At 69.9% G+C, this 22996-nt stretch carries 26 protein-coding genes and 3 pseudogenes; 13 read left to right on the forward strand and 16 right to left on the reverse strand.

All coding sequences use genetic code 11. The annotated features are described in order from the left end of the window. The 6 genes from GT030_RS17555 to GT030_RS17580 form a co-directional block, all read right to left on the reverse strand. Nucleotides 1-207 (reverse strand): helix-turn-helix domain-containing protein (locus GT030_RS17555; protein ID WP_161201908.1); only part of this gene is annotated, 207 nt, incomplete at its 3' end. Continuing rightward, the gene (locus GT030_RS17560; protein WP_161201909.1) at nucleotides 204-1691 is read right to left on the reverse strand and encodes an MFS transporter; all 1488 of its coding nucleotides are present in this window, start codon (nucleotides 1689-1691) and stop codon (nucleotides 204-206) included. The genes GT030_RS17560 and GT030_RS17555, both read right to left, overlap by 4 nt. 107 nt (nucleotides 1692-1798) lie before the next feature. Continuing rightward, on the reverse strand, nucleotides 1799-3010 hold the full coding sequence (locus tag GT030_RS17565; RefSeq protein WP_346009668.1) for an FAD-dependent monooxygenase: 1212 nt from the start codon (nucleotides 3008-3010) through the stop codon (nucleotides 1799-1801). 96 nt (nucleotides 3011-3106) lie between these two features. Then, the gene (locus GT030_RS17570) at nucleotides 3107-3808 is read right to left on the reverse strand and encodes a ribonuclease H (protein ID WP_161201910.1); all 702 of its coding nucleotides are present in this window, start codon (nucleotides 3806-3808) and stop codon (nucleotides 3107-3109) included. Nucleotides 3809-3841: 33 nt separating this feature from the next. Next, complete coding sequence (locus GT030_RS17575; RefSeq protein WP_161201911.1) at nucleotides 3842-4636, reverse strand: VOC family protein; 795 nt, start codon at nucleotides 4634-4636, stop codon at nucleotides 3842-3844. A 357-nt stretch (nucleotides 4637-4993) separates the two neighbouring features. Beyond that, nucleotides 4994-5476 (reverse strand): VOC family protein, encoded by a 483-nt coding sequence (locus GT030_RS17580; protein WP_161201912.1) that lies wholly within the window; start codon nucleotides 5474-5476, stop codon nucleotides 4994-4996. Between the two features lie 291 nt (nucleotides 5477-5767). On the opposite strand from GT030_RS17580, the gene GT030_RS17585 reads away from it, so the two are divergent. Then, nucleotides 5768-6658 carry an RNA polymerase sigma factor SigF gene (locus GT030_RS17585; protein ID WP_161201913.1) on the forward strand — a complete coding sequence of 297 codons (891 nt, stop codon included), beginning with the start codon at nucleotides 5768-5770 and terminating at the stop codon, nucleotides 6656-6658. A 175-nt stretch (nucleotides 6659-6833) separates the two neighbouring features. Here GT030_RS17585 and GT030_RS17590 read toward each other — a convergent pair whose 3' ends face one another. The 3 genes from GT030_RS17590 to mgrA form a co-directional block, all read right to left on the reverse strand. After that, complete coding sequence (locus GT030_RS17590; RefSeq protein WP_161201914.1) at nucleotides 6834-7292, reverse strand: ATP-binding protein; 459 nt, start codon at nucleotides 7290-7292, stop codon at nucleotides 6834-6836. Between the two features lie 151 nt (nucleotides 7293-7443). Next, nucleotides 7444-7854: a hypothetical protein gene (locus GT030_RS17595; RefSeq protein WP_135794338.1), complete on the reverse strand. Its 411-nt coding sequence runs from the start codon at nucleotides 7852-7854 to the stop codon at nucleotides 7444-7446. 409 nt (nucleotides 7855-8263) lie between these two features. Then, nucleotides 8264-9256, reverse strand: coding sequence for an L-glyceraldehyde 3-phosphate reductase (mgrA, locus tag GT030_RS17600; RefSeq protein WP_161201915.1), 993 nt, complete (start codon nucleotides 9254-9256; stop codon nucleotides 8264-8266). Between the two features lie 144 nt (nucleotides 9257-9400). On the opposite strand from mgrA, the pseudogene GT030_RS17605 reads away from it, so the two are divergent. Continuing rightward, nucleotides 9401-9655, forward strand: a pseudogene (locus tag GT030_RS17605) (LysR family transcriptional regulator); the annotation flags it as partial. A gap of 3 nt (nucleotides 9656-9658) precedes the next feature. On the opposite strand, the pseudogene GT030_RS17610 reads toward GT030_RS17605, so the two are convergent. After that, nucleotides 9659-9880, reverse strand: a pseudogene (locus GT030_RS17610) (ATP-binding cassette domain-containing protein); the annotation flags it as partial. A 31-nt stretch (nucleotides 9881-9911) separates the two neighbouring features. Further along, nucleotides 9912-10724 carry an AAC(3) family N-acetyltransferase gene (locus tag GT030_RS17615; RefSeq protein ID WP_161201842.1) on the reverse strand — a complete coding sequence of 271 codons (813 nt, stop codon included), beginning with the start codon at nucleotides 10722-10724 and terminating at the stop codon, nucleotides 9912-9914. A 184-nt stretch (nucleotides 10725-10908) separates the two neighbouring features. Between GT030_RS17615 and GT030_RS17620 the strand changes: the two genes are divergently transcribed. The 9 genes from GT030_RS17620 to dapD all read left to right on the forward strand — a co-directional run bounded on the left by GT030_RS17620 (nucleotide 10909) and on the right by dapD (nucleotide 18608). Beyond that, on the forward strand, nucleotides 10909-11667 hold the full coding sequence (locus GT030_RS17620) for an ArsR family transcriptional regulator (protein ID WP_161201843.1): 759 nt from the start codon (nucleotides 10909-10911) through the stop codon (nucleotides 11665-11667). Further along, on the forward strand, nucleotides 11664-13085 hold the full coding sequence (gene sufB, locus GT030_RS17625) for a Fe-S cluster assembly protein SufB (RefSeq protein ID WP_030815341.1): 1422 nt from the start codon (nucleotides 11664-11666) through the stop codon (nucleotides 13083-13085). The genes GT030_RS17620 and sufB overlap by 4 nt, the downstream gene beginning before the upstream one ends. A gap of 71 nt (nucleotides 13086-13156) precedes the next feature. Beyond that, nucleotides 13157-14338, forward strand: coding sequence for a Fe-S cluster assembly protein SufD (gene sufD / locus GT030_RS17630; RefSeq protein WP_161201844.1), 1182 nt, complete (start codon nucleotides 13157-13159; stop codon nucleotides 14336-14338). Further along, entirely contained in the window at nucleotides 14335-14658 is a 324-nt protein-coding gene (locus GT030_RS17635; protein ID WP_086692713.1) for a non-heme iron oxygenase ferredoxin subunit, read from the forward strand. Before sufD ends, GT030_RS17635 begins: the two co-directional genes overlap by 4 nt. 7 nt (nucleotides 14659-14665) lie before the next feature. Next, the gene (gene sufC, locus GT030_RS17640) at nucleotides 14666-15430 is read left to right on the forward strand and encodes a Fe-S cluster assembly ATPase SufC (protein WP_086692711.1); all 765 of its coding nucleotides are present in this window, start codon (nucleotides 14666-14668) and stop codon (nucleotides 15428-15430) included. Next, the gene (locus tag GT030_RS17645) at nucleotides 15427-16683 is read left to right on the forward strand and encodes a cysteine desulfurase (RefSeq protein ID WP_161201845.1); all 1257 of its coding nucleotides are present in this window, start codon (nucleotides 15427-15429) and stop codon (nucleotides 16681-16683) included. The genes sufC and GT030_RS17645 overlap by 4 nt, the downstream gene beginning before the upstream one ends. 18 nt (nucleotides 16684-16701) lie before the next feature. Continuing rightward, nucleotides 16702-17175: a Fe-S cluster assembly sulfur transfer protein SufU gene (gene sufU, locus GT030_RS17650; protein WP_086692707.1), complete on the forward strand. Its 474-nt coding sequence runs from the start codon at nucleotides 16702-16704 to the stop codon at nucleotides 17173-17175. Next, complete coding sequence (locus GT030_RS17655) at nucleotides 17172-17504, forward strand: metal-sulfur cluster assembly factor (RefSeq protein ID WP_031182020.1); 333 nt, start codon at nucleotides 17172-17174, stop codon at nucleotides 17502-17504. The genes sufU and GT030_RS17655 overlap by 4 nt, the downstream gene beginning before the upstream one ends. Before the next feature lie 117 nt (nucleotides 17505-17621). Further along, nucleotides 17622-18608: a 2,3,4,5-tetrahydropyridine-2,6-dicarboxylate N-succinyltransferase gene (dapD, locus tag GT030_RS17660; RefSeq protein ID WP_161201846.1), complete on the forward strand. Its 987-nt coding sequence runs from the start codon at nucleotides 17622-17624 to the stop codon at nucleotides 18606-18608. A 102-nt stretch (nucleotides 18609-18710) separates the two neighbouring features. On the opposite strand, the gene GT030_RS17665 is transcribed toward dapD, so the two are convergent. The 3 genes from GT030_RS17665 to GT030_RS17675 all read right to left on the reverse strand — a co-directional run bounded on the left by GT030_RS17665 (nucleotide 18711) and on the right by GT030_RS17675 (nucleotide 19704). Further along, nucleotides 18711-18908, reverse strand: a complete 198-nt coding sequence (locus GT030_RS17665; RefSeq protein ID WP_130340288.1) for a hypothetical protein — start codon at nucleotides 18906-18908, stop codon at nucleotides 18711-18713. Nucleotides 18909-19282: 374 nt separating this feature from the next. After that, nucleotides 19283-19510: a hypothetical protein gene (locus GT030_RS17670; protein ID WP_161201847.1), complete on the reverse strand. Its 228-nt coding sequence runs from the start codon at nucleotides 19508-19510 to the stop codon at nucleotides 19283-19285. Further along, entirely contained in the window at nucleotides 19507-19704 is a 198-nt protein-coding gene (locus tag GT030_RS17675; protein ID WP_161201848.1) for a hypothetical protein, read from the reverse strand. Before GT030_RS17675 ends, GT030_RS17670 begins: the two co-directional genes overlap by 4 nt. 171 nt (nucleotides 19705-19875) lie before the next feature. Here GT030_RS17675 and GT030_RS17680 point away from each other — a divergent pair, with 171 nt between their 5' ends. Beyond that, complete coding sequence (locus tag GT030_RS17680; protein WP_161201849.1) at nucleotides 19876-20622, forward strand: DUF6879 family protein; 747 nt, start codon at nucleotides 19876-19878, stop codon at nucleotides 20620-20622. A gap of 12 nt (nucleotides 20623-20634) precedes the next feature. After that, nucleotides 20635-21485 (forward strand): annotated as a pseudogene (locus GT030_RS17685) (helix-turn-helix transcriptional regulator). Here the strand turns inward: GT030_RS17685 and GT030_RS17690 are convergent. Together GT030_RS17690 and GT030_RS17695 are read right to left on the reverse strand one after the other, a co-directional pair. Beyond that, a complete protein-coding gene (locus GT030_RS17690) occupies nucleotides 21472-22020 on the reverse strand; it encodes a TetR/AcrR family transcriptional regulator (RefSeq protein ID WP_161201850.1) in 549 nt (182 codons plus the stop codon). The pseudogene GT030_RS17685 and the gene GT030_RS17690 sit on opposite strands and share 14 nt — an antisense overlap. A gap of 42 nt (nucleotides 22021-22062) precedes the next feature. Next, nucleotides 22063-22996, reverse strand: a 934-nt coding sequence (locus GT030_RS17695; protein ID WP_161201851.1) for an alkaline phosphatase PhoX, incomplete at its 5' end; no start/stop codon positions are given.

Here is a 22996-nt window from a genome sequence, read left to right on the forward strand (position 1 = left end):
GTCGAAGGACATGACGCGGGCGAACAGGGCGTCCTTGTTGCCGAAGTACTTCACCACCAGCGGCGGGCTGACCCCGGCCCGCTCCGCGACGGCCTTGAGGGTGATGTCTGCGTGCGCGTGCCGGGCCAGGAGGTGCCGGGCGGCCTTGAGGATGGCCGCCTTGGTCGCCTCGGCGTCCCGGCGCACGGGAGCGGGTGCGGTGGTCACGCCTCCTCCAGGGCACGGGCCGCCGCGGTGGCGCCCTCGGCGCGGGGGGTGCCGTCGGGGGTGCCGTCACCGGGGATGGTGAGTGCGGCCGCGCAGGCGGCCAGCGCGACGGCACCGGCCATGGCGAAGGCCATCAGATACCCGTGCAGCGTGGGCACCGGCAGCCCGCCGACGAGGCTGGTGTGGTGGACCAGTACGGCGGCGACGGCGGCGCTGGAGACTGCCTGGCCGATGGTCCGCATCAGGACGTTGACGCCGTTGGCGGACGCGGTCTGGGCGGCCGGTACCGCGCGCAGGATCAGGGTGGGCAGCGCGGAGTAGGCGAGGGTGGTGCCGGTGGCCACCACGGTCGCGCCGAGGATGATCATCCAGAGGTCGCGGCTGTCGGCGATGCGCAGTGCGTAGCCGCAGGCGATGACCGCGGCGCCGAGGGCGAGGGTGATCCGGGGCCCGCGCCGGGCGGAGATCCGGGCGGACAGCGGCGAGAAGAGCAGCATGGTCACGCCGCCGGGCAGCAGGCAGAGGCCGGTGGCGACGATGGACAGCCCGAGCCCGTAGCCGCTGGCCTCGGGCGCCTGGACGAGCTGGGCGGTGACGAGCGAGTTGGCGTAGAACGCGAAGCCGGTGAGCAGGGCCGCCACATGGGACAGGCCCACCCTCGGCCGGGTCACCAGCCGCAGGTCGACCAGCGGCCGGGCGGTCCGGAGCTGCTGGCGCCACCACAGGGCGAGCACCACGGCGAAGGCGGCGAACAGCCCGAGGACGGCGGGGCTCGTCCAGCCCCACTGGCCGCCCTGGGAGACGGCGAGCAGCAGGGCCACCAGCGCGACGGCCAGACCCAGCGCGCCGACCACGTCGAACCGGCCGGCCTCGCGCACCGGCGACTCCCGGACCGCCCACCAGGTGGCCGCGACTCCGAGCACCCCCAGGGCGCTGGTCAGCCAGAACATGGTGTGCCAGTCGGCGTACTGCACGACGAGCGCGGCCAGCGGCAGGCCGAGAGCGGCGCCGATGCCGACGGTGGAGCTCATCAGCGCGACCGCCGATCCCCGCCGCTGGGGCGGGAGTTCGTCGCGCAGGATGCTGATGGACAGCGGGACGACAGAGGCGGCGGCGCCCTGGAGGGCGCGGGCGGTGATGAGCACGGTGATGTCGGAGGACAGCGCGCACAACACCGAGCCGACGGTCATCAGGGCGAGCGCGGAGGTCAGCACCCTGCGCTTGCCGTACATGTCACCGGCGCGGCCGAGGACCGGGGTGAGCACGGCGCCGGAGAGCAGGGTGGCGGTGACCATCCAGGAGACGGCGGCCGGTGACGATCCCGTGAGCCGGGGCAGGTCCGGCAGGAGCGGGACGACCACGGTCTGCATGACCGCCATGAGGATGCCGCCCGACGCCAGCACGGGGATGGTGAGGCGCTCCCGCAGCCGGGGCGGCGCCGCGAGGGTGCCGGACGGCTCGGGTATGGGGGCGGAGGGGTCCATCGACGCTCCTGCGGGGGAATGTGCGTGACTGGTGAATAGCCATTCACTCTATCCGGTGAATGACCATTCACCAACCGGTACCCGCCCCCTGAGCTGGGGCGCAGGGGTCAGCGGGAGCGGCCGGGGGTGCGCGCGGCGTGCAGGGCGCGGGCGGCGCGGGGGCCGAGCCAGCGCTTGAGCCGGCGCAGCGGTTCGAGCTGTCCGGCTGCCTTGTCGAGGCCGTAGTAGAGCTGGGGCGGCACGAAGGGCAGCAGCGGGGAATGGCGCTGGCCGAGCAGGGCGAACATGCGGTGCGGGGGCAGTTCGATGTAGCGGGGCAGGCTCTCGTACCAGCGGGCGCTGTAGCGGGCGGCGCTCTGCGCGGACAGCAGCTCGGAGCGGCGTCGCTTCTCATAGGCGGCGAGGGCGCCGGGCAGGGCGGGGTGCTCGCGCAGGGCGGTGGCCAGGCACATGGCGTCCTCCAGGGCGAGGGTGGTGCCCGCGCCGATGGAGTAGTGGGTGGTGTGGGCGGCGTCGCCGAGCAGGACGAGGCCGTCGTGGTGCCAGGTGCGGTTGGTGAGGGTGCGGAAGTTCAGCCAGGGGACGCTGGTGCCGTCGGACGCGCGGCCGATGAGGGGGTGGCCGTCGAGGAGGTCGGCGAAGAGGTGCTCCAGCAGGGCGAGCCCGTCGCCCTCGTCGGCGCTGTGCAGGCCGAGGCCGGTGAGGGTCTCGGGCGAGCACTCGATGACGCAGGTGCTGTGCCCGGTGTCGTAGGGGTAGCCGTAGGCCCAGATCCAGCCGTGCGCGGTCTCGACGAAGGCGAAGGTGAAGGCGTCGAAGACCTTGGTGGTGCCGAGCCAGAGGAAGTGGTTGCGGCCGTGGGTGACATGGGTGCCGAACGCCTCCACGTACCGGGTGCGCAGGGCGCTGCCGATGCCGTCGGCGGCCACCACCAGGTCGGCCCCGGCCGGGGGTTCGGTGATCTCGCTCGTGAACTCCAGCCGTACGCCCAGGGTTCGGGCGCGCTCGGCGAGCAGTTCGAGGAGACGGTGGCGGCCGATGCCAAAGCCCTGGTCGCCGGGCTGGCGGGTGCTCGAGTCCCGCACATGGGCGACACCTTCGTGCCAGTGGACCGAGTTGCGTGCGATGCCGTCCGCCGACTCGGGGTCGTGGGCGCGGAGCCGGTCCATCAGGCCCTGCCAGTAGGTGACGCCCCAGCCGTACGTGGAGCCCTCGGGGGCGCGTTCATGGACGGTGATGTCGTGGGACGGGTTCTGCCGCTTGAGCAGGATGGCGAGGTACAGGCCGGCTGGCCCGCCCCCGACGCAGACGACCTTCACGCGCACACCCCTGGAAGTCACCGGACGTAGTCGATCGGCCTCGCAGGGTAGCAGCGTCCGGGTGTGGCCGGAGCCGGAACATCCGGCGGTGGCCGGTCAGCCGGTGGCGGTACGGCACTCCGGGTGGCCCCAGCCCTGCGCGTTCTTGGCGATGGACTCGCCGGCGGCGTAGGAGCGGCCGCAGAGGCAGCGGCCGGCGAACTTGGCCTTGATGGTCCGCGAGGAGGCGGAACCGGAGGCGCCGGTGGTCCGCCGGGGCGACTTGCGGCGGGCGGAGGGGGCCGGGGTGTCGGGCGAGGGAGGCGGCTCGGGCGAGCCGTGGGCGCTGCCCGCGGCCTCCTGCACCACGGCGGCCTGGCTGGCGGCGCGGTCGGCGAAGTCGTTCAGCGGGTCGCCGTCGACCTGGTGGGCGGGGACGTACCGGAACTCCACCGAGCGGCCGTCGAGCAGCGCGTCGATACGGACCACCAGGTCCTGGTTGGCGACCGGCTTGCCGGCGGCGGTCTTCCAGCCGTTGCGCTTCCAGCCGGGCAGCCAGGTGGTGACGGCCTTCATCGCGTACTGGGAGTCCATCCGGACCTCCAGCGGCACGTCCGGCTCGACGGCGGTCAACAGCCTTTCCAGCGCGGTGAGTTCGGCGACGTTGTTGGTGGCCCGGCCGAGCGGGCCCGACTCCCAGCGGGCCGGGGTCCGCTCGTCGTCGCCGGAGACCACCCACGCCCATCCGGCCGGTCCGGGGTTTCCCTTCGAAGCCCCGTCGCACGCGGCCACCACACGTTCACGCATGTGCCCGATCATGCCATGGCCGCGCGCGGGGTCCGAGCGGCCGGGTCAGGCGTCCTTGAAGTCGGGCATGCCGCCCTCCGTCGTGGTGACGTCGATCACCGAGAAGCTCGCGCCCTGCGGGTCGGTGAGGGCGGCGAACCGGCCGAAGGGGCTGGTCATCGGGCCGAACCGGAGCACGGCACCGTGCTCGGTGGCGCGGGCCACGGCCGCGTCGCAGTCGTCGACGGTGAAGTAGACGTTGACGTAGGACGGGACCTCAGGCGGGAACTCCTCCCCCATCCGCATCCGGCCGAGCACCGGGTCGGCGCCCAGGTCGAAGAGGCGGAAGTCGACGTGCTCGTCCGCCATGTCCTTCATCCGGTACGGGAAGACGGCCGACAGGAACGCGTCCGCCTTCTCCGGCTCGCGGGTGTACAGCTCCGACCAGCAGTAGGCGCCGGGCTGGGCCACCGCCTCGAAGCCCTCGTGGGCGTCGCCCTGCCAGATGCCGAACACCGCGCCGCTGGGCTCGCGGGCGATCGCCATCGTGCCGAAGTCACCGACCCGCATCGGCTCCATCAGCACCTCGCCGCCGTTCTCCTCGACCTTCGCGGCGGTGGCGGCGGCGTCCGGCGAGGCGAAGTAGAGACACCACTGCGACGTGCTCTCCTGGCCGGGCATGGGCGGGACGATGGCGGCGACGGCCTTGCCGTCCGCGTACGCCTGGGTGTAGTTGCCGTACTCGGACGACGATTCGCCGAAGGTCCAGCCGAGGACGTCGCCGTAGAACCGCTTGGCGCCCTCCAGGTCGGTGAACATCGCGTCGGCCCAGCAGGGCGTTCCTTCGGACTGCACGGCCATGGTCGGCCCTCTCGTGTTGATGGTTCGTCCCGGATTGTCACGTTAGCCACTGGGCGAGCGGGACGCTCGGGGACGGTGTGGTCCGGTTTTTTTCGGTCGACAGCGGGGCACGCCGGCCCTTGGACGGGGCCGGTGAGCACCCGGAAGATGCGTGACGGTGAACCTCGGCATCGACGCCCCGCTGGTGGAGCGCCAGGTGGCGCGGCGGTTTCCCGCGTGAGCGGAACTGCCGGTGACGCGCCTGAGGTCGTCCGGCACCCCCTACTACTGGCGCACCCACCCGGTCCTGGCGGAGAACGCCCGGCACACGAGCGGCGACGTGCTCGCCGAGAGCGCGTGACCGGGCATCGGTTCCCCTCACTCGCCCGCGTACGCCTTCTCCAGGGCGGCGAGGTCGAGCTTGCCCATCTTCATCATGGCGCCGAAGGCACGGGCGGCCTTCTGCGGGTCGGGGTCGCTGGTCATCTCGAGCAGCCGCTCGGGGCAGACCTGCCAGGAGACGCCGTACTTGTCCTTGAGCCAGCCGCAGGGGCCGCCCTCGCCACCGTCCTCGGTCAGCCGGGTCCAGTAGTGGTCGACCTCCCGCTGGTCGGCGCAGCGGATCATGAACGAGACGGCCTCGCTGAAGGTGAACTCGGGGCCGCCGTTGAGGGCGACGAACTTCTGGCCGTTGGCGGTGAACTCGACGGTGAGCACGGTCCCGGCCTCACCGGGGCCCGCCTCGCTCCAGTGGGTGATCCGGCCGATGCCGGAGTCCTTGAAGACGGAGACGTAGTAGTGCGCCGCCTCCTCGGCCTGGCCGTCGAACCAGAGACATGTGGTGAAACCACCGTGGGACATGGGGACCTCCTGTACGGGTCGCGGCGCCGGTCGCGCGCTCACCTGTACCGACCGGGCCCCGGTCCCGGACTCATCGGTCACGGGCCGATAAGATCGAGCCATGTCGGCGATTTCGAGCCAGGTCGAAATTCGTCTGCATGCGTCGCGTGACCGGGGGTACCCGGCCCGTGAGAGAAGACGTGCATGGGGCGGGGTTTTCCGGGTAGCCGGGGACCACGCGGCAACCGTGGCCTCGGGGAACCAGGGCCCACGGGAGCAGTCGTCGAACCGTGACTTACGTGGGAGAGGTTAATGGACACCGCCGTCGGCATCCGGTCGCAAGCAGAGGTCGCGGACAAGGCCGCGCAGGACATGACGGACGAGGAGACCCTTCCTGGTATCGCGGACCCCGCGTCCGTCGCCCCGAGGGACGCGCGGGCGCTGTCCCGCCAGTTCTTCCGCCGGCTGGCGGAGCTGGAAGAGGGCACGCACGAATACCAGTACGCGCGCAACACCCTGATCGAGATGAACATGTCGCTGGTGCGCTTCGCCGCCGGGCGTTTCCGGGGCCGGGGCGACGACATGGAGGACATCGTCCAGACCGGCATGATCGGCCTGATCAAGGCGATCGACCGGTTCGAGATCTCGCGCGAGGTGGAGTTCACGTCCTTCGCGCTGCCCTACATCGTGGGTGAGATCAAGCGTTTCTTCCGTGACACCACCTGGGCGGTGCACGTGCCGCGCCGGCTCCAGGAGCTGCGCGTGGAGCTGGCCAAGGCCCGCGAGGAGCTGTCGAGCCGGCTGGACCGCGACCCGACCGTGGCCGAGCTGGCCACGCTCATGAACATCACCGAGCAGCAGGTCGTCGAGGGCCAGCTCGCCTCGAACGGCTACAACTCCAGCTCGCTGGACGCCGCCCTCACCGGCGACGGCCGCGAGGACGGCGAGGCGGTCCTGGCGGACTTCATCGGCGTCGAGGAGGAGGGCCTGCAGCTGGTGGAGGACTTCCACGCCCTCGCCCCGCTGATGGCCGAGCTGAGCGACCGCGACCGGCAGATCATCCACATGCGGTTCGTGGAAGAGGCCACCCAGGCCGAGATCGGCGAGAAGCTGGGCTGCTCGCAGATGCACGTCTCCCGCCTGATCAAGCGCATCATCGCGCGGCTGCGCCAGGGCATGCTGGGCGAGCTGGGCTGCGCCTGAGCATCAGACTCCGACCCCTTGACGTGGAAAAGGGCGGTCCGGTTCGGCCGGGCCGCCCTTCTTCATGCCTTCTTCCACCGCAGCCGGATGCGTGAAGGCGGGTTTCCGGACACACGAAGACGCCGACCGGATCGCGGTCGGCGTTCATTCCTCCGAGGGGTGTGAAGCGGTTCGCTCAGCCGTCCAGCCGGATCAGGGCGCGCACCCGCTTCCCCACCGGTACGCGGTCCACGGTGATCTCCGAGGCGACCGCGCGCACGATCTCCAGACCGTGATGGCCCACCCGCTCGGGGTCCTTGGGGAAGAAGCGCGGCAGCGCCACGCTGCTGTCGTACACCGAGACGCTGACCGCGCTGTCGGTGCCCTCCAGCTCCAGGATGTACGGGCCCCCGCTGTGCCGGTCGGCGTTGGTGACCAGCTCGCTGACGACCAGCAGCAGTTCCCCGCCCGTGCGGCTGTCCACGGTGGCGCACCACTCGGTCCGCAGTTGCTCCAGGAAGCGCCCGGCGAAGGCCCGCGCCTCCGCGATGCATCCTGGTTCCCCGGTGTAGTGCGCCGCACGCCGAAGGGGTTCCACGGGTACGTCGAAACCACTCGGTATCACTGCCACTGCCACGCCCAGGTGTTCGGTCATGGTGTCTCTCTCGAAATGCCCGGTACGGCCGGTCGCCTGTTGCCTGTGATGCTCGTACCCCGACTCGGCCGACGCATTCCACCCAATGCCTTACCTGTGTGCGGACCTCTTCCGGGCACGTCGCGGCCGGACCGGCCCTGCGGTTTCGCGCTCAGGCCACGGGGACGACGAAGGCGGGGACGGTGCGCTGCATGCGCAGGGCGTCGATCGACTCGGCGAGGAGTTCGTACTCCGTGGTGTCGTCGCTCGCGGCGATCCGCACCAGGCGTCCGCCGGCCAGTTCGTCCGCGACCAGTTCCTGCCGGGCGTCGTCGGAACACCAGGCCCGCAGCAGGGTGGGGACGTCGGCCACGGTGTCCGGGACGGGGACGAGGGCGCCCGCCGGGATCTTCTCGCCCTCGGGACTGGGGTCCAGCCGTTCGGCGATCCAGGAGGCGCGGTCCCGCAGCCACCACAGGGCGAGCGCGAGGGTGGGCGCGCGGTAGGTGCCGAGCGGTACGCCTACCCGCTGACCGCCGCAGATCCCGTACGCGGTGACATGGCACAGGAATTCATCGTGCACGATCACTCCCCCGTTGCCTCGCCGGTGTGCCGACCGGTCCCTCTCTTATCCGTGCGGCTCCTGTGCGGTGAAGTGCCCCTGGCATTTTGAGTATCGCCACAATGGAAACACTGTCACCATGTCTTTCCGGCCACTCTCCTGGCATATGCGATGCCCCGATTCTGGCCGAATCATGTAAGGCGCGGGACCGCCCCGCATTAGTTGGCGGATTATCGACCGTGGGGGACGCACCGAGGCCCTGCCTGCCAGCCCTTACAAGGCAAGAGCCCAGGGGCGGGGCTCCCCTGGGCTCTGTTGCGGCTCCGCGGGCGGGGGTGGCAGGAATTCAGCGCCGACCGCACCGGAATACGCGGAGAAATTGTGAAGGCGGAAAAAACTTCCGCCTTCCGCCGCTACCGCTCCGGCGAGTTCAAGTCTGCACGGCGGCGTCGATTCGGGCCACGTCATCCGCGTCGAATTCCAGATTCCGGATGGCGCCGACGCTGTCTTCCAGTTGCTTGGTGCTGCTCGCCCCGACAAGAGCGGAAGTAATCCGTCCGCCCCTCAGCACCCAGGCGAGCGCCATTTGAGCCAGGGTCTGGCCGCGCGAGGCGGCGATCTCGTTCAGGGCACGCAGCCGGCCGACGAGGTCCTCGGTGACGGCGTCGGACCGGAGGAACGGGCTGTCGCCCGCCGCGCGGGAGTCCTCGGGGATGCCGTCGAGGTACCGGCCGGTGAGCAGGCCCTGCTCCAGCGGGGAGTAGACGATCGAGCCGACCTGAAGTTCGTCCAGGGTGTCCAGCAGCCCCTCCTCCTCCGGGCGCCGGTCCAGGATGGAGTACCGCGGCTGATGGATGAGGAGCGGAGTGCCCAGCTCGCCCAGGATGCGTGCCGCCTCGCGGGTCTGCTCGGCGGAGTAGTTGGAGACGCCGACGTAGAGCGCCTTGCCCTGCTGGACCGCCGAGTGCAGCGCGCCCATGGTCTCCTCGAGCGGGGTCTCGGGGTCGAAGCGGTGCGAGTAGAAGATGTCGACGTGATCCAGGCCCATCCGCGTCAGGCTCTGGTCGAGCGAGGACAGCACGGACTTGCGCGAGCCCCACTCCCCGTACGGGCCGGGCCACATCAGATAACCGGCCTTGGTGGAGATGACCAGTTCGTCACGGTAGGGCGTGAAGTCGGCCTTCAGCGCCTCGCCGAGCGCGGACTCGGCGGCGCCGGGCGGCGGGCCGTAGTTGTTGGCCAGGTCGAAGTGGGTGATCCCGAGGTCGAAGGCGCGGCGCAGGATCGCGCGCTGGGTCTCCACCGGCCGGTCGGGGCCGAAGTTGTGCCACAGGCCGAGCGACAGCACGGGGAGCTTCAGTCCGCTGCGTCCGGAGCGCCGGTAGGGCAGGTCGGCGTAGCGGTCGGGGTGGGCGGTGTACAACGCGACTCCATAAAGGGTTGGCACACGGTCTTCGCGACGCCGGACACGGCGGTGTCCCGGCAGCCTCCCCCAACTCTTCCCCGGAGCGCGGTCAGTGGTCCAACAGAAGAATCCGATGGATTTCAGCGGCTAGGCTTCTCAATCATGGAACTGCGTCATCTCCAGCACTTCGTCGCGGTCGCCGAGGACCAGCACTTCACCCGTGCCGCCGAGCGGCTGATGGTGTCCCAGTCGGGACTCTCGGCGTCGATCCGCGCCCTGGAACGGGAACTGCGGGCGCCGCTGTTCGTGCGCACCACGCGCCGGGTGACGCTGACGGAGGCCGGGCGGGCGCTGCTGGTGGAGGCCGAACGCATCCTCGCGCAGGTGCGTTCCGCGCACGAGGCGGTGGCCGCGGTGCATGGCCGCGTCCCGCACCGGGTCGAGGCCCAGGACGCGCACGGTGCCGGCGTCCGGGGTGCGGTATCCCTCGCAGGTCTCGACCGTGGTCGTCTTGCCGGCGCCGTTGGGACCGAGTACGGCGGTCACGCCCGGCCGGGCCTCCAGGTCGAGGCCGTCCACCGCGGTCTTCCGCCCGTACCGCTTCACCAGGGCCTGGACCTGGACCACGGGGTCACTATGCATGGGTCCAGAGTCTAGGGAGGCGCGGCGGGGCTCAGGCGTGGGGGTGCTGGAAACCGGCCTCGCGGGGGCGGTGCAGCGGGAGCCAGTGCTCGGCGTAGGCCACCGCGTCCGCGACCGGGAACAGCCGGGCCCCGGCCGCGCCGACCCGGCCCCGCAGGACCGGGCGGTCCCGCTCGAAGTCGTGGCCCAGTTCGTCGAAGCGGTCGGAGGTGATGGACACCTCGGTCACTGTCTCCCAACCGCCGGGGCCGGGCCGCCCGACCTCCGCCATCGGCGCGGGTATCCGGTATTCGGCCAGGTGGAAGCTGGTGCAGGCGTGGTAGCCCGCGCCCAGCAGCAGCACCCGGGCGCCGAGCCGCTCGAGGCGGGCCAGCGGGCTGTGCTCACCGAGCCGGCAGTCCGGGGCGTGGCCGTGGGTGATCTCGGCGGCGCGCGGGCCGAGCGCGGCGAACGAGGTCTGCGGGTGTGCGCTGCGCCGGGCGCCGGGCCAGGTGCGCACGGTCTCCGGGACGACCCCGACCCCGCGCGAGGGGGTGGTGCGGGGATCGTAGCGGGGCATGGTGGCCCGTACCGTCTCCCACCACTCGGGCGGCACCGGGGGCGCCCGCCACAGCTCGGGGTCGGAGAGGTCGGCGGACTGGGTGGGGACGACCAGGGTGCCGTCCGGGCCGAGGGCGTCGAGGAGGCCCTGGACGACGGCGACGGCACCGCCGTTCACCCACCCGAGGGAACTCAGCGAGGAGTGCACGAGCAGGGTCTCCCCGGGCTCCACACCCAGCTCGAGGAGCTGTTCGGCGAGGGTGGAACGGGTGACCAGGGGGCCTGCTGGGACGGGGGTCGGCATGGCCCGGAGTCTGCCCGGCCGAGGTGCCGGACGCCAGCGGTTTTGCCTGGTGAGGGGTGCCACGAGCGGCGTCCCGGAGATCGTTTCCGCAGGTCGGGTTAGGTGCGCCTAAGTGACGCAGGGCACCGTGGACGGCTCCCGGCCTGGCTTGTCAGGCTCCGAAGAATTACGCAACAATAGCGTTGTGAAAAACGTCGGCGAGGCTCGGGAGACCCCCACGGGGCCCCAGGAAGAGCTAGCGACCGGTGAGCGTTCGACGCGCAACCGGGTCGCGCGGTCCATCCTGGACCACGGCCCGTCGACCGTCGCCGAACTGGCCGGCCGGCTGGGCCTCACCCAGGCCGCCGTGCGCCGGCACCTGGACGCGCTGGCCGCCGACGACGTCGTGCAGGCACGCGAGCAGCGGGTGTACGGAGCCCGTACCCGCGGCCGCCCCGCGAAGGTCTTCGCCCTGACCGCCTGCGGCCGGGACGCCTTCGACCAGTCCTACGACCAGCTCGCCGCCGACGCCATGCGCTGGATCGCCGAGCGCGAGGGCGGGGACGAGGCCGTCGCCGCCTTCGCCCGCGCCCGCTTCGCCGCCCAGGCCGCCACCTACCGCAAGGCCGTCGAGGGAGTGGAGCCCGAGCGCCGCGCCGAAGCCCTGGCCAGGGCCTTGACCGCGGACGGGTACGCTGCTACGGCACGCAGTGCCCCCCTCCCGCAACAGGGTGAGCAGCTCTGCCAGCACCACTGTCCGGTCGCCCACGTCGCCGAGCAGTTCCCCCAGCTCTGCGAGGCGGAGACGGAGTTCTTCGCCGAACTGCTGGGAACCCACGTCCAGCGACTGGCGACCATCGCCCACGGCGACGGCGTCTGCACGACGTTCATCCCCAAGATTTCCAAGACCGACAAGTCCGATCAGAGCCACCACGCAAGCACGGCCGGGAGGAACCCCGCATGACGCTCCCCACGGAGACTGCCCACCCCGAACTCGAGGGTCTGGGCAAGTACGAATACGGCTGGGCCGACTCCGACGTAGCCGGCGCCTCGGCCAAGCGCGGCCTGAGCGAGGCCGTCGTCCGCGACATCTCGGACAAGAAGTCCGAGCCGGAGTGGATGACCAAGCTCCGCCTCAAGGGTCTGAAGCTGTTCGAGAAGAAGCCCATGCCCAACTGGGGCTCGGACCTCTCGGGCATCGACTTCGACAACATCAAGTACTTCGTGCGCTCCACGGAGAAGCAGGCGGAGTCCTGGGAGGACCTGCCCGAGGACATCAAGAACACCTACGACAAGCTGGGCATCCCGGAGGCCGAGAAGCAGCGCCTCGTCGCCGGTGTCGCCGCCCAGTACGAGTCGGAGGTCGTCTACCACCAGATCCGCGAGGACCTGGAGGAGCAGGGCGTCATCTTCCTGGACACCGACACCGCGCTCCGCGAGCACCCCGAGCTGTTCAAGGAGTACTTCGGCACCGTCATCCCGGTCGGTGACAACAAGTTCGCCTCGCTGAACACGGCCGTGTGGTCCGGCGGCTCCTTCATCTACGTGCCGAAGGGCGTGCACGTGGAGATCCCGCTCCAGGCCTACTTCCGGATCAACACCGAGAACATGGGCCAGTTCGAGCGGACGCTGATCATCGTCGACGAGGACGCCTACGTCCACTACGTCGAGGGCTGCACCGCGCCGATCTACAAGTCGGACTCGCTGCACTCCGCGGTCGTCGAGATCATCGTCAAGAAGGGCGCCCGCTGCCGTTACACGACCATCCAGAACTGGTCGAACAACGTCTACAACCTGGTCACCAAGCGCGCCGTCGCCTACGAGGGCGCCACCATGGAGTGGGTCGACGGCAACATCGGCTCCAAGGTGACCATGAAGTACCCGGCCGTCTACCTGATGGGCGAGCACGCCAAGGGCGAGACCCTCTCCATCGCCTTCGCGGGCGAGGGCCAGCACCAGGACGCCGGCGCCAAGATGGTCCACATGGCGCCCAACACGTCGTCCAACATCGTCTCGAAGTCGGTGGCGCGCGGCGGCGGCCGTACCTCCTACCGCGGTCTCATCGAGATCGGCGAGGGCGCGGCCGGATCGAAGTCCAACGTGCTGTGCGACGCGCTGCTCGTCGACACGATCTCCCGCTCGGACACCTACCCCTACGTCGACGTCCGCGAGGACGACGTCTCCATGGGCCACGAGGCGACCGTCTCCAAGGTCTCCGAGGACCAGCTCTTCTACCTGATGAGCCGCGGCCTCTCCGAGGACGAGGCGATGGCGATGATCGTGCGCGGCTTCGTCGAGCCGATCGCCAAGGAGCTGCCGATGGAGTACGCGCTGGAGCTCAACCGGCTGATCGAGCTGCAGATGGAGGGCGCGGTCGGCTGACCCGCCGCCCGTACCCCGTCACGCCACACACGCAGCCACCTACGCACCAGAAAGCGAGCACCCCGACAGCCATGGCTGAGCAGAACATCCCCGTGGGGTCCACCACCGCGGGCTCGATCGCGGTCGCCGCGGAGTCGACCGTCGCCACGCGCATGAGCGCGCCCCCCTCCTACGACGTCGCGGACTTCCCCGTCCCGCACGGCCGGGAGGAGGAGTGGCGGTTCACTCCGCTGGAGCGGCTGCGCGGCCTGCACGACGGCACCGCCGTCGCCACGGACGAGGGCCTGAAGGTCGTCGTCGAGGCCCCCGAGGGCGTCACCGTCGAGAACGTCGGCCGTGACGACGCCCGGCTCGGCAAGGCCGGCACCCCGGTCGACCGCGTCGCCGCCCAGGCGTACTCCGCCTTCGAGCAGGCGTCGGTCGTCACCGTGCCCAAGGAGACCGTCCTCACCGAGCCGATCCGCATCGCGGTGCACGGCGAGGGCGGTACCGCCTTCGGCCACCAGGTGATCGAACTGGGTGCCTTCGCCGAGGCCCTCGTCGTCATCGACCACACCGGTGACGCGGTGCTCGCCGCCAACGTCGACTACGTGCTCGGCGACGGCGCCAAGCTGACCGTCGTCTCCGTCCAGGACTGGGACGACAAGGCCGTGCACGTGGCCCAGCACAACGCCCTGGTCGGCCGGGACGCCTCCTTCAAGTCCGTGATCGTCACCTTCGGCGGCGACGTCGTCCGCCTCCACCCGCGCGTCAGCTACGCGGGCCCCGGCGGCGAGGCCGAGCTGTTCGGCCTGTACTTCACCGACGCCGGCCAGCACCAGGAGCACCGCCTCCTGGTCGACCACAACACCCCGCACTGCCGTTCCCACGTCGTCTACAAGGGCGCGCTCCAGGGCGAGGGCGCGCACGCGGTGTGGATCGGTGACGTGCTCATCGAGGCCAAGGCCGAGGGCACCGACACCTACGAGATGAACCGCAACCTGGTGCTCACCGACGGCTCCCGCGTCGACTCGGTCCCCAACCTGGAGATCGAGACCGGTGAGATCGTCGGCGCCGGCCACGCCTCCACCACCGGCCGCTTCGACGACGAGCAGCTCTTCTACCTGATGGCCCGCGGCATCCCGGAGCACGAGGCACGCCGCCTGGTGGTCCGCGGCTTCTTCGCCGAGCTGGTCCAGCAGATCGGTGTCCCCGACATCGAGGAGCGCCTGCTGGTCAAGATCGAGGAGGAGCTGGAGGCCGCGGTCGCATGACGACGACCTTCCAGCGCGTCTGCGGACTGAGCGAACTGTCGGAGGACACCCCCAAGCGGGTGGAACTCGACGGCACGCCGGTCTCGGTCGTGAAGACCGAGGGCGAGGTGTACGCGATCTACGACATCTGCTCGCACGCGAACGTCTCCCTCTCCGAGGGCGAAGTGGAGGACGGGCAGATCGAGTGCTGGCTGCACGGCTCCTGCTTCGACCTCCGCAGCGGCAAGCCGTCCGGCCCGCCCGCGACGCGCCCCGTCCCCGTATACCCCGTAAAGATCGAAGGGGACGACGTGCTCGTCTCCCTCACCCAGGAGTCCTGAGGCACCCATGGCAACGCTTGAAATCCGAGACCTGCACGTCACCGTCGAGGCCGACAACGCCACGAAGGAGATCCTCAAGGGCGTCGACCTCACCGTGAAGCAGGGCGAGACGCACGCCATCATGGGCCCCAACGGCTCGGGCAAGTCGACCCTCGCCTACTCGCTCGCGGGTCACCCGAAGTACACGATCACCAGTGGCACCGTCACCCTCGACGGCGAGGACGTCCTCGCCATGTCGGTCGACGAGCGCGCCCGCGCCGGCCTCTTCCTCGCCATGCAGTACCCGGTCGAGGTGCCCGGCGTCTCCGTCTCCAACTTCCTGCGCACCTCCGCCACCGCCGTCCGCGGCGAGGCCCCCAAGCTGCGTACCTGGGTGAAGGAGGTCAAGGAGAACATGGAGCGGCTCCACATGGACCCCTCCTTCGCCGAGCGCAACGTCAACGAGGGCTTCTCCGGCGGTGAGAAGAAGCGGCACGAGATCCTCCAGCTCGAGCTGCTCAAGCCGCAGGTCGCCATCCTCGACGAGACCGACTCCGGCCTCGACGTGGACGCCCTGCGCATCGTCTCCGAGGGCGTCAACCGCGTCCGCGAGACCGGCGAGACCGGCACCCTGCTGATCACGCACTACACGCGCATCCTGCGCTACATCAAGCCGGACTTCGTCCACGTGTTCTCCGGCGGCCGCATCGTCGAGTCCGGCGGTCCCGAGCTGGCCGACAAGCTGGAGAACGAGGGCTACGAGGCATACACGAAGGGTGGCGTATCCGCGTGACAGAGCTGCCGGGCCTCCTCGACACCGAGGCGATCCGCAAGGACTTCCCCATCCTGGACCGACAGGTCCACGACGGGCGCAAGCTCGTGTACCTGGACAACGCGGCGACCTCGCAGAAGCCGCGCCAGGTGCTGGACGCCCTGAGCGAGTACTACGAGCGCTACAACGCCAACGTCCACCGCGGCGTGCACGTCCTCGCCGAGGAGGCCACGGCGCTGTACGAGGGCGCGCGTGACAAGGTCGCCGACTTCATCAACGCGCCCAGCCGCGACGAGGTGATCTTCACCAAGAACGCCTCCGAGTCGCTCAACCTCGTGGCCAACATGCTGGGCTGGGCCGACGAGCCCTACCGGGTCGACCACGAGACCGAGATCGTCATCACGGAGATGGAGCACCACTCCAACATCGTGCCGTGGCAGCTGCTCGCGCAGCGCACCGGCGCGAAGCTGAAGTGGTTCGGCCTCACCGACGACGGCCGCCTCGACCTGTCCAACCTGGACGAGGTCATCACCGAGAAGACGAAGATCGTCTCCTTCGTGCTGGTCTCCAACATCCTGGGCACGGTCAACCCGGTCGAGGCGATCGTGCGCCGCGCCCAGGAGGTCGGCGCGCTGGTCTGCGTCGACGCCTCGCAGGCCGCGCCGCACATGCCGCTGGACGTACAGGCGCTCGGCGCCGACTTCGTGGCCTTCACCGGCCACAAGATGTGCGGTCCGACCGGCATCGGGGTGCTCTGGGGCCGCCAGGAACTCCTGGAGGACCTGCCCCCGTTCCTCGGCGGCGGCGAGATGATCGAGACGGTGTCGATGCACTCCTCGACCTACGCGCCCGCCCCGCACAAGTTCGAGGCGGGCACCCCGCCGATCGCCCAGGCGGTCGGTCTCGGTGCCGCGATCGACTATCTCGACTCGATCGGCATGGACAAGATCCTCGCCCATGAGCACGCGCTCACCGAGTACGCGGTGAAGCGGCTGGGCGAGGTCCCCGACCTGCGCATCATCGGCCCCTCCACGGCCGAGGACCGCGGTGCGGCGATCTCCTTCACGCTCGGCGACATCCACCCGCACGACGTGGGCCAGGTCCTCGACGAGCAGGGCATCGCGGTGCGCGTCGGCCACCACTGCGCGCGGCCGGTCTGCCTGCGGTACGGAATTCCGGCGACCACCCGGGCGTCGTTCTATCTGTACTCCACGCCCGGCGAGATCGACGCACTGGTCGAGGGGCTGGAGCACGTACGGAACTTCTTCGGCTGAGAGGCGTGGGCTGACACCGTGAAGCTGGACTCGATGTACCAGGAAGTCATCCTGGACCACTACAAGAACCCGCACGGGCGTGGTCTTCGGGATGGCGACGCCGAGGTGCACCACGTGAACCCGACGTGCGGCGACGAGATCACCCTCCGGGTGCGGTACGACGGTACGACGATCGCGGACGTCTCGTACGAGGGCCAGGGCTGTTCCATCAGCCAGGCCTCGGCGTCCGTGCTGAACGAACTGCTGGTGGGCAAGGACCTGCCCGAGGCGCAGAAGATCCAGGAGACCTTCCTGGAGCTGATGCAGTCCAAGGGCCGGATCGAGCCCGACGACGCGATGGAGGAGGTGCTGGAGGACGCGGTCGCGTTCGCCGGTGTCTCCAAGTACCCCGCGCGGGTCAAGTGCGCCCTCCTGAGCTGGATGGCGTGGAAGGACGCGACGGCCCAGGCCCTGGGCGAGGCCGGCGCGGACGCCGAAAGGAAGACGGCATGACCGACACCGCTGAGATGAAACCGGTCTCGGAGGAAGAACTCCGCGAGGCCCTGATGGACGTCGTCGACCCCGAGCTGGGCATCGACGTCGTCAACCTCGGTCTGATCTACGGGATTCACGTCGACGACGCGAACATCGCCACGATCGACATGACCCTGACCTCCGCGGCCTGCCCGCTGACGGACGTCATCGAGGACCAGGCCAAGTCCGTCACCGACGGTCTGGTCAGCGAACTGCGCATCAACTGGGTCTGGATGCCCCCGTGGGGCCCCGACAAGATCACCGACGACGGCCGCGAGCAGCTGCGGGCGCTGGGGTTCAACGTCTGAGGCGTGCTTTTCCCCTTACGGGATGAGGCGGCGGTGCCCTCGGGCATCGCCGCCTTCGCATACCCGGCGCGCCGCACCGGTTAGGCCCCCGCACCGCTCCCACGTTAGGTTTTCCGCATGACCGACACTGCTTCCCGTACCACCGGCGCCGTCGCCGCCGGTCTCGCCACCGTCGCCGCCGACGGCACCGTTCTCGACACCTGGTTCCCGGCGCCCGAGCTGGTCGCCGAGCCGGGGCCGTCCGGCAGCGAGCGGCTGTCCGCCGACCGGGCCGCCGAACTGCTGGGCGACAGCGCGGTCTCCGCGCTCGGCCCGGACGCCCGCCGGGGCGTCGAGGTGGTCGCGGTCCGTACGGTCATCGCCTCGCTGGACGAGAAGCCGCTCGACGCGCACGACGTCTACCTGCGGCTGCACCTGCTCTCGCACCGCCTGGTCAAGCCGCACGGCCAGAGCCTGGACGGCATCTTCGGCCACCTCGCCAACGTCGCCTGGACCTCGCTCGGCCCGGTCGCGGTGGACGACGTCGAGAAGGTGCGGCTGAACGCGCGCGCCGACGGGCTGCACCTCCAGGTCACCTCGATCGACAAGTTCCCCCGCATGACGGACTACGTCGCCCCCAAGGGCGTACGCATCGCCGACGCCGACCGCGTCCGCCTCGGCGCGCACCTCGCCGAGGGCACGACGGTCATGCACGAGGGCTTCGTCAACTTCAACGCCGGGACGCTGGGCACCTCCATGGTCGAGGGCCGCATCTCCGCCGGCGTCGTCGTCGGCGACGGCTCCGACATCGGCGGCGGCGCCTCCACCATGGGCACCCTGTCCGGCGGCGGCAACGTCATCATCGCCATCGGCGAGCGCTGCCTCATCGGCGCGGAAGCGGGGGTGGGCATCGCGCTGGGCGACGAGTGCGTGGTCGAGGCGGGCCTCTACGTCACCGCCGGCACCCGCGTCACGATGCCCGACGGCCAGATCGTCAAGGCCCGCGACCTCTCCGGCGCGTCCAACATCCTGTTCCGCCGCAACTCCGTGACGGGCGCGGTGGAGGCCCGGCCGAACAACGCGGTGTGGGGCGGCCTGAACGACATCCTGCACAGCCACAACTGATCAACGGCGACCATCTGGCCGCAGAGAGACGCCCCGCCGGACGCGAGTGCCGGCGGGGCGCTTCTCATGTCCATGGAGAGTGACGGCAGGCCCAGGGCGGGCCTAAGCGGCCATGGGCGGCTCTTGATCGTCCGTCCGGTGCGGCTGATCGGGCTTTTTGAAGCGCTGCCAGGCCTCGCGCGCCTTTCCGGCGGACTCGATCACGTCTGGAATCTGGTCTAGCAGACCCTTCACAGCGAAGAGCAGCACGGAAGCCACGCCAGCGATGGCGAGAATGATGATGATGGCGGTGCCGTCCACCGATCCTTACCTTCCCTGTCATGGGTCGGAATCGGTGGCATAGGCAGCCTCGATCCGTCCCTTTCGGTCGGGACCGAGACACCTACGCTGATGCGGCGCGCAAATGTTCTCGGGTGGGTCATTGCTGACCCAGGTTTGTACAGTCGTGCGGTCTTGCCCTACCCGCCAACCCGGGATCTTGACTGACATCGTCGGCTCGGCGACCTAGTTGCACCGAGGCCCAGTCACTTAAGCTGGCTTGCCCTGCCTTCCCGTTTCGCAGCCGGGGCGCACAGGTGCGCGGAGCATTTCGCTCACTAGCACCGATGATAGCGCACGGCACACGGAAGCGCCCCGACGTCAACGAGTCGACGTCGGGGCGCTGTTGAAGTCTGTTACTCGACCACCGGCCTGATTCGGTCCAAGGGTACGTCCCACTCGATGCCGCCGCCGACCGGGCGCATGAAAGCCTGGCTGCTGATGAGTTTGTACTTCTCCTTGGTGCGCTCCTCCAGGATGTAGACCAGGTGGCCCGTGCGCTCTGAGATCCGATCCACCACCAGGGTTCCGGCGGGGTAGGGGAGCTTGCCGGTGCAGAGGGTTGTTGGAATTCGTTCGGTCACTCCTGGCCTTCCTGCCGTAGGGCGTCGGCTAGGCGGGCGGCCACATCGGCTCGTACGCGGCCCAGCTCCACGAGCTTGAGTGCCGGTGACGCGATGTCGACGGCGAGGGAGGGGAGGACGATGCCTGCGCCGGCCAGGGCTGTTTTGAGATTCTCTACCGCTGTGAAGGGGTCCTGCTGTTCCTCGGTTGCCATGAACCGGACGCTAGAGCTGGCGGGTTGGCGGGCGGTATGGTGTTTTCCCGTGTTTGCTCGGCCGGTCGTCAACATTGCTGGTGTTTTCTCAGCGGCCCAGCCTGAACCCGTAGCGCCGAGACACCGTCCTGGCCATGCTGTTGGAGCAAATCCCCCGAACGGAGACCGCTCATGGCCCGTCAGTTACGCTTCACCGGCACAGACAGCAAGGTCGATGGCTGCCCCGCCCTGCACACGGACGAGGGCACCGGTGATGTCATCGTTCAGGGCACGCCCGTCACCGACCCCGACGACCTCGCGCAGCTCCAGCACTTCGGGCCCGGTGACGCGGCGGTGGCCGTGCCGCGCGAGCTGCTGGTGAATTGGGGGCCGAAGGAGATGGGGCGCGTGCCCGAACTCGTGGACCGGGCCACCTTCCGCCGCCTCTTCGAGACCTTTAAGCACACCGCCTGGCGGCTGGAGACCCGGCGTGGTTACGCCTCGGACCGTGAGGACCCCGACTTCCAGGCGTTCCTGGCCACCGGCTCGTCGCCGTGCGACTTCAGTGAGCCCTGGTTCGTCAACATCAAGGCGCAGACCGAGGCAGGGAAGACGGTCGGTCGGGTGCGCGTCGCGGACAAGCCGCCCACTACGGAGCAACTGTTCCTGCTTGACTACGCCCGGCACAACGCGGCCGTGGGCGAGGACATCCGGTACCTGTGGCGCGAAGACGCCACCGACCTGCCCGCCGAGGACTTCTGGATCTTCGACTCGCGGCTCGTCGCGCTGTTGCACTTCGACGACGCCGACCACATCACGAGCATCGAGCTGATCACCGAACCAGCCGAGGTCGTCCGGTACTGCATCGCACGGGACGCTGCGATGCACCACGCCATAGCGCGGGACGAGTTCGAGGCACTGGTCGCTGAGGCCGGATAGCGCGCGTGACCGGTGAGCACTGACTATCAGCAAGCCAGGGTGGCCCTGGGAACGCGGCTGCGGGAGCTGCGCTTTTCATGCCCTGGTGGTCGGCTCACCGGTCAGCAACTCGCCCAGCGGCTGGCTGGCAGGGCTCCAAGGTCAGCAAGCTGGAGAACGGCAAGCAGACGGCCACCCCCGAGGACCTTAGGGCCTGGGCCGACGCGACCGAGCAGCCTGAGGTGTACGCCCAGCTGGCCGCCCGACTGGCGGGCTTCGAGTCCCAGATCAGGTCATGGCGTCGCGCGCTGGCGAACGGCTTCAAGGTGATGCATGAAGGGCTGAGCGCGGAGATAGAGCGGGCCTCGGAGATGTGGCTCTGGGAGGAGTCGGTGATCCCTGGCCTGCTGCAGACCCCCGAGTACGCTCACCACGTCATCCGGCGGTACGCCAAACTGCTAGGCGGCGCCAACGACATCGACGCCGCCGTACGCTCCCGAGTCCAGCGGCAGGAGTGGCTCTACCGGCCCGGCCGCAAGCTGCACGTGCTGATGTGGGAAGCCGCGCTGCGCTCGCTGATCTGCCCGCCCACCGTGCTGGCCGCCCAGCTCGACCGCTTGACCGGCATGATCGGCATGGACACCGTCGAGCTGGGCGTCGTCCCCTTCGCCGCCCCCGTGAAGATCGTGCCCGCCAATGGCTTCTGGGTCCTGGATGACCGGGTGGTCGTCGCGGAGGACTGGCACGCCGAGATGCGGTTGGACGACGCCGACAACATCGCCCTCTACTCGAAGGTCTGGCACACCCTCCACGAGTCGGCCGTGTACGGGACCGAAGCCCAGAACGTCATCACCGCGGCCCGCCGCGCCCTCAACCTCCGCTGACGCGAAGTCCGTCCAGTAGCCACCCCAGATACCGCCCGATCTCCCGTGCCTCCCCGCCCCCGAGTTCCGCCGCCGTGGCAACACCGTGGGTCAGGCGGAGGAGGTCCGTGGGGGTCAGGTCGGGGCGGAGGGTGCCTTCGGACTGGGCGGCTGCCAGCAGAGTTGTTGCCGTGGATTTCACCACCGTGCCGCAGGCGGTCAGCGGAGTGTCAGTCGCGGCTGTGCCCAGGAGGGTTTTCAGGCCCCTGACCTGGATCGTCGCCACGCATACCTCACCCAGCCACTCTGTCAGGGCCTCGCCCGGAGGCAGCAGTCGGGACAGTTCCGCGCCCCGCTCGCCCAGTGCGTCGATGCGGGCCGCATACGCCGCCTCCAGCAGCGCGCGGCGGGTCGGGAAGTGGCGGTACAGGGTGCCGGAGCCCACGCCTGCTCGCTTCGCGATGTCGTCGAGGGAGGCGTTCTCGCCGTGTTCGGCGAAGGCTGAGGCGGCGGCGTTGAGGAGGCGGGTGTGGTTGCGTCGGGCGTCTGCCCGCATGGGCCGGGCTTTCTGTCGGGCGGGGGTGCGTGCACGCCGAGTTTAGCCGCGCCGCTGCCGCTTCCACGGGCCCGTGATCGCCAGCATGATGCCCGGGTCCTGGATGTTGGCGAACAGGGTGTGGCCGTCGGGGGAGAAGGTCACGCCGGTGAACTCGCTGTACTCGGGGGCCGATTCGGTGCCGAGGTTGAGTTCATTGCGGGCGATCGGGTACGTACGGCCGCCGTCGGTGGCGCCGAAGAGGTGCTGCACGCCCTCCCCGTCCTCGGCGATGACCAGGCCCCCGTAGGGGGAGACGGTGATGTTGTCCGGGCCGTCGAAGGCGCCGTCGGCGGAGGGGGCCGGGTTCACCCCGAGGAGCACCTTCAGGGTCAGCGTCCGCCGCCGGGGGTCGTAGAACCACACCTGGCCGTCGTGCTGTACGGGGCTCTCCTCGCGGGCGTAGGACGAGACGACGTACACCCCGCCGTCGCCCCACCACATGCCCTCCAGCTTGCGCGCCCGCGTCACCTGACCGTCGGTGAACTGCTTGCGGACCGGCACCGTACGCGCGTCCCGGTCGGGGACGTCGACCCAGTCCACGCCGTACACCGTGCCGGTGCGTGTCGCGCGCGAGAGGTCGTCCACGAAGCGGCCGCCGGAGTCGAAGCAGCGGAACGCCTGGAGGACGCCCGCGTCGTCGGCGAGGGTGCGCAGCCGGCCCCGGCCGTGGTGGAAGCCCTCCGGCGGAGTCCAGCGGTAGAACAGGCCGTTGGGGCCGGAGGCGTCCTCGGTGAGGAAGAGGTGGCCCCGCTTCGGGTCGACCACCACCGCCTCGTGGGCGTAACGGCCCAGCGCCTTCAGCGGCTTGGGGGCGCGGTTGGCGCGGCGGTCGGCGGGATCGACCTCGAAGACGTAGCCGTGGTCCTTGGTCATGCCGTTCTGTCCGGCCCGGTCCTCGGTCTCCTCGCAGGTCAGCCTGGTGCCCCAAGGAGTA

The organism is Streptomyces sp. SID1328, from assembly GCF_009865595.1.
GTDB lineage: Bacteria > Actinomycetota > Actinomycetes > Streptomycetales > Streptomycetaceae > Streptomyces > Streptomyces griseoluteus.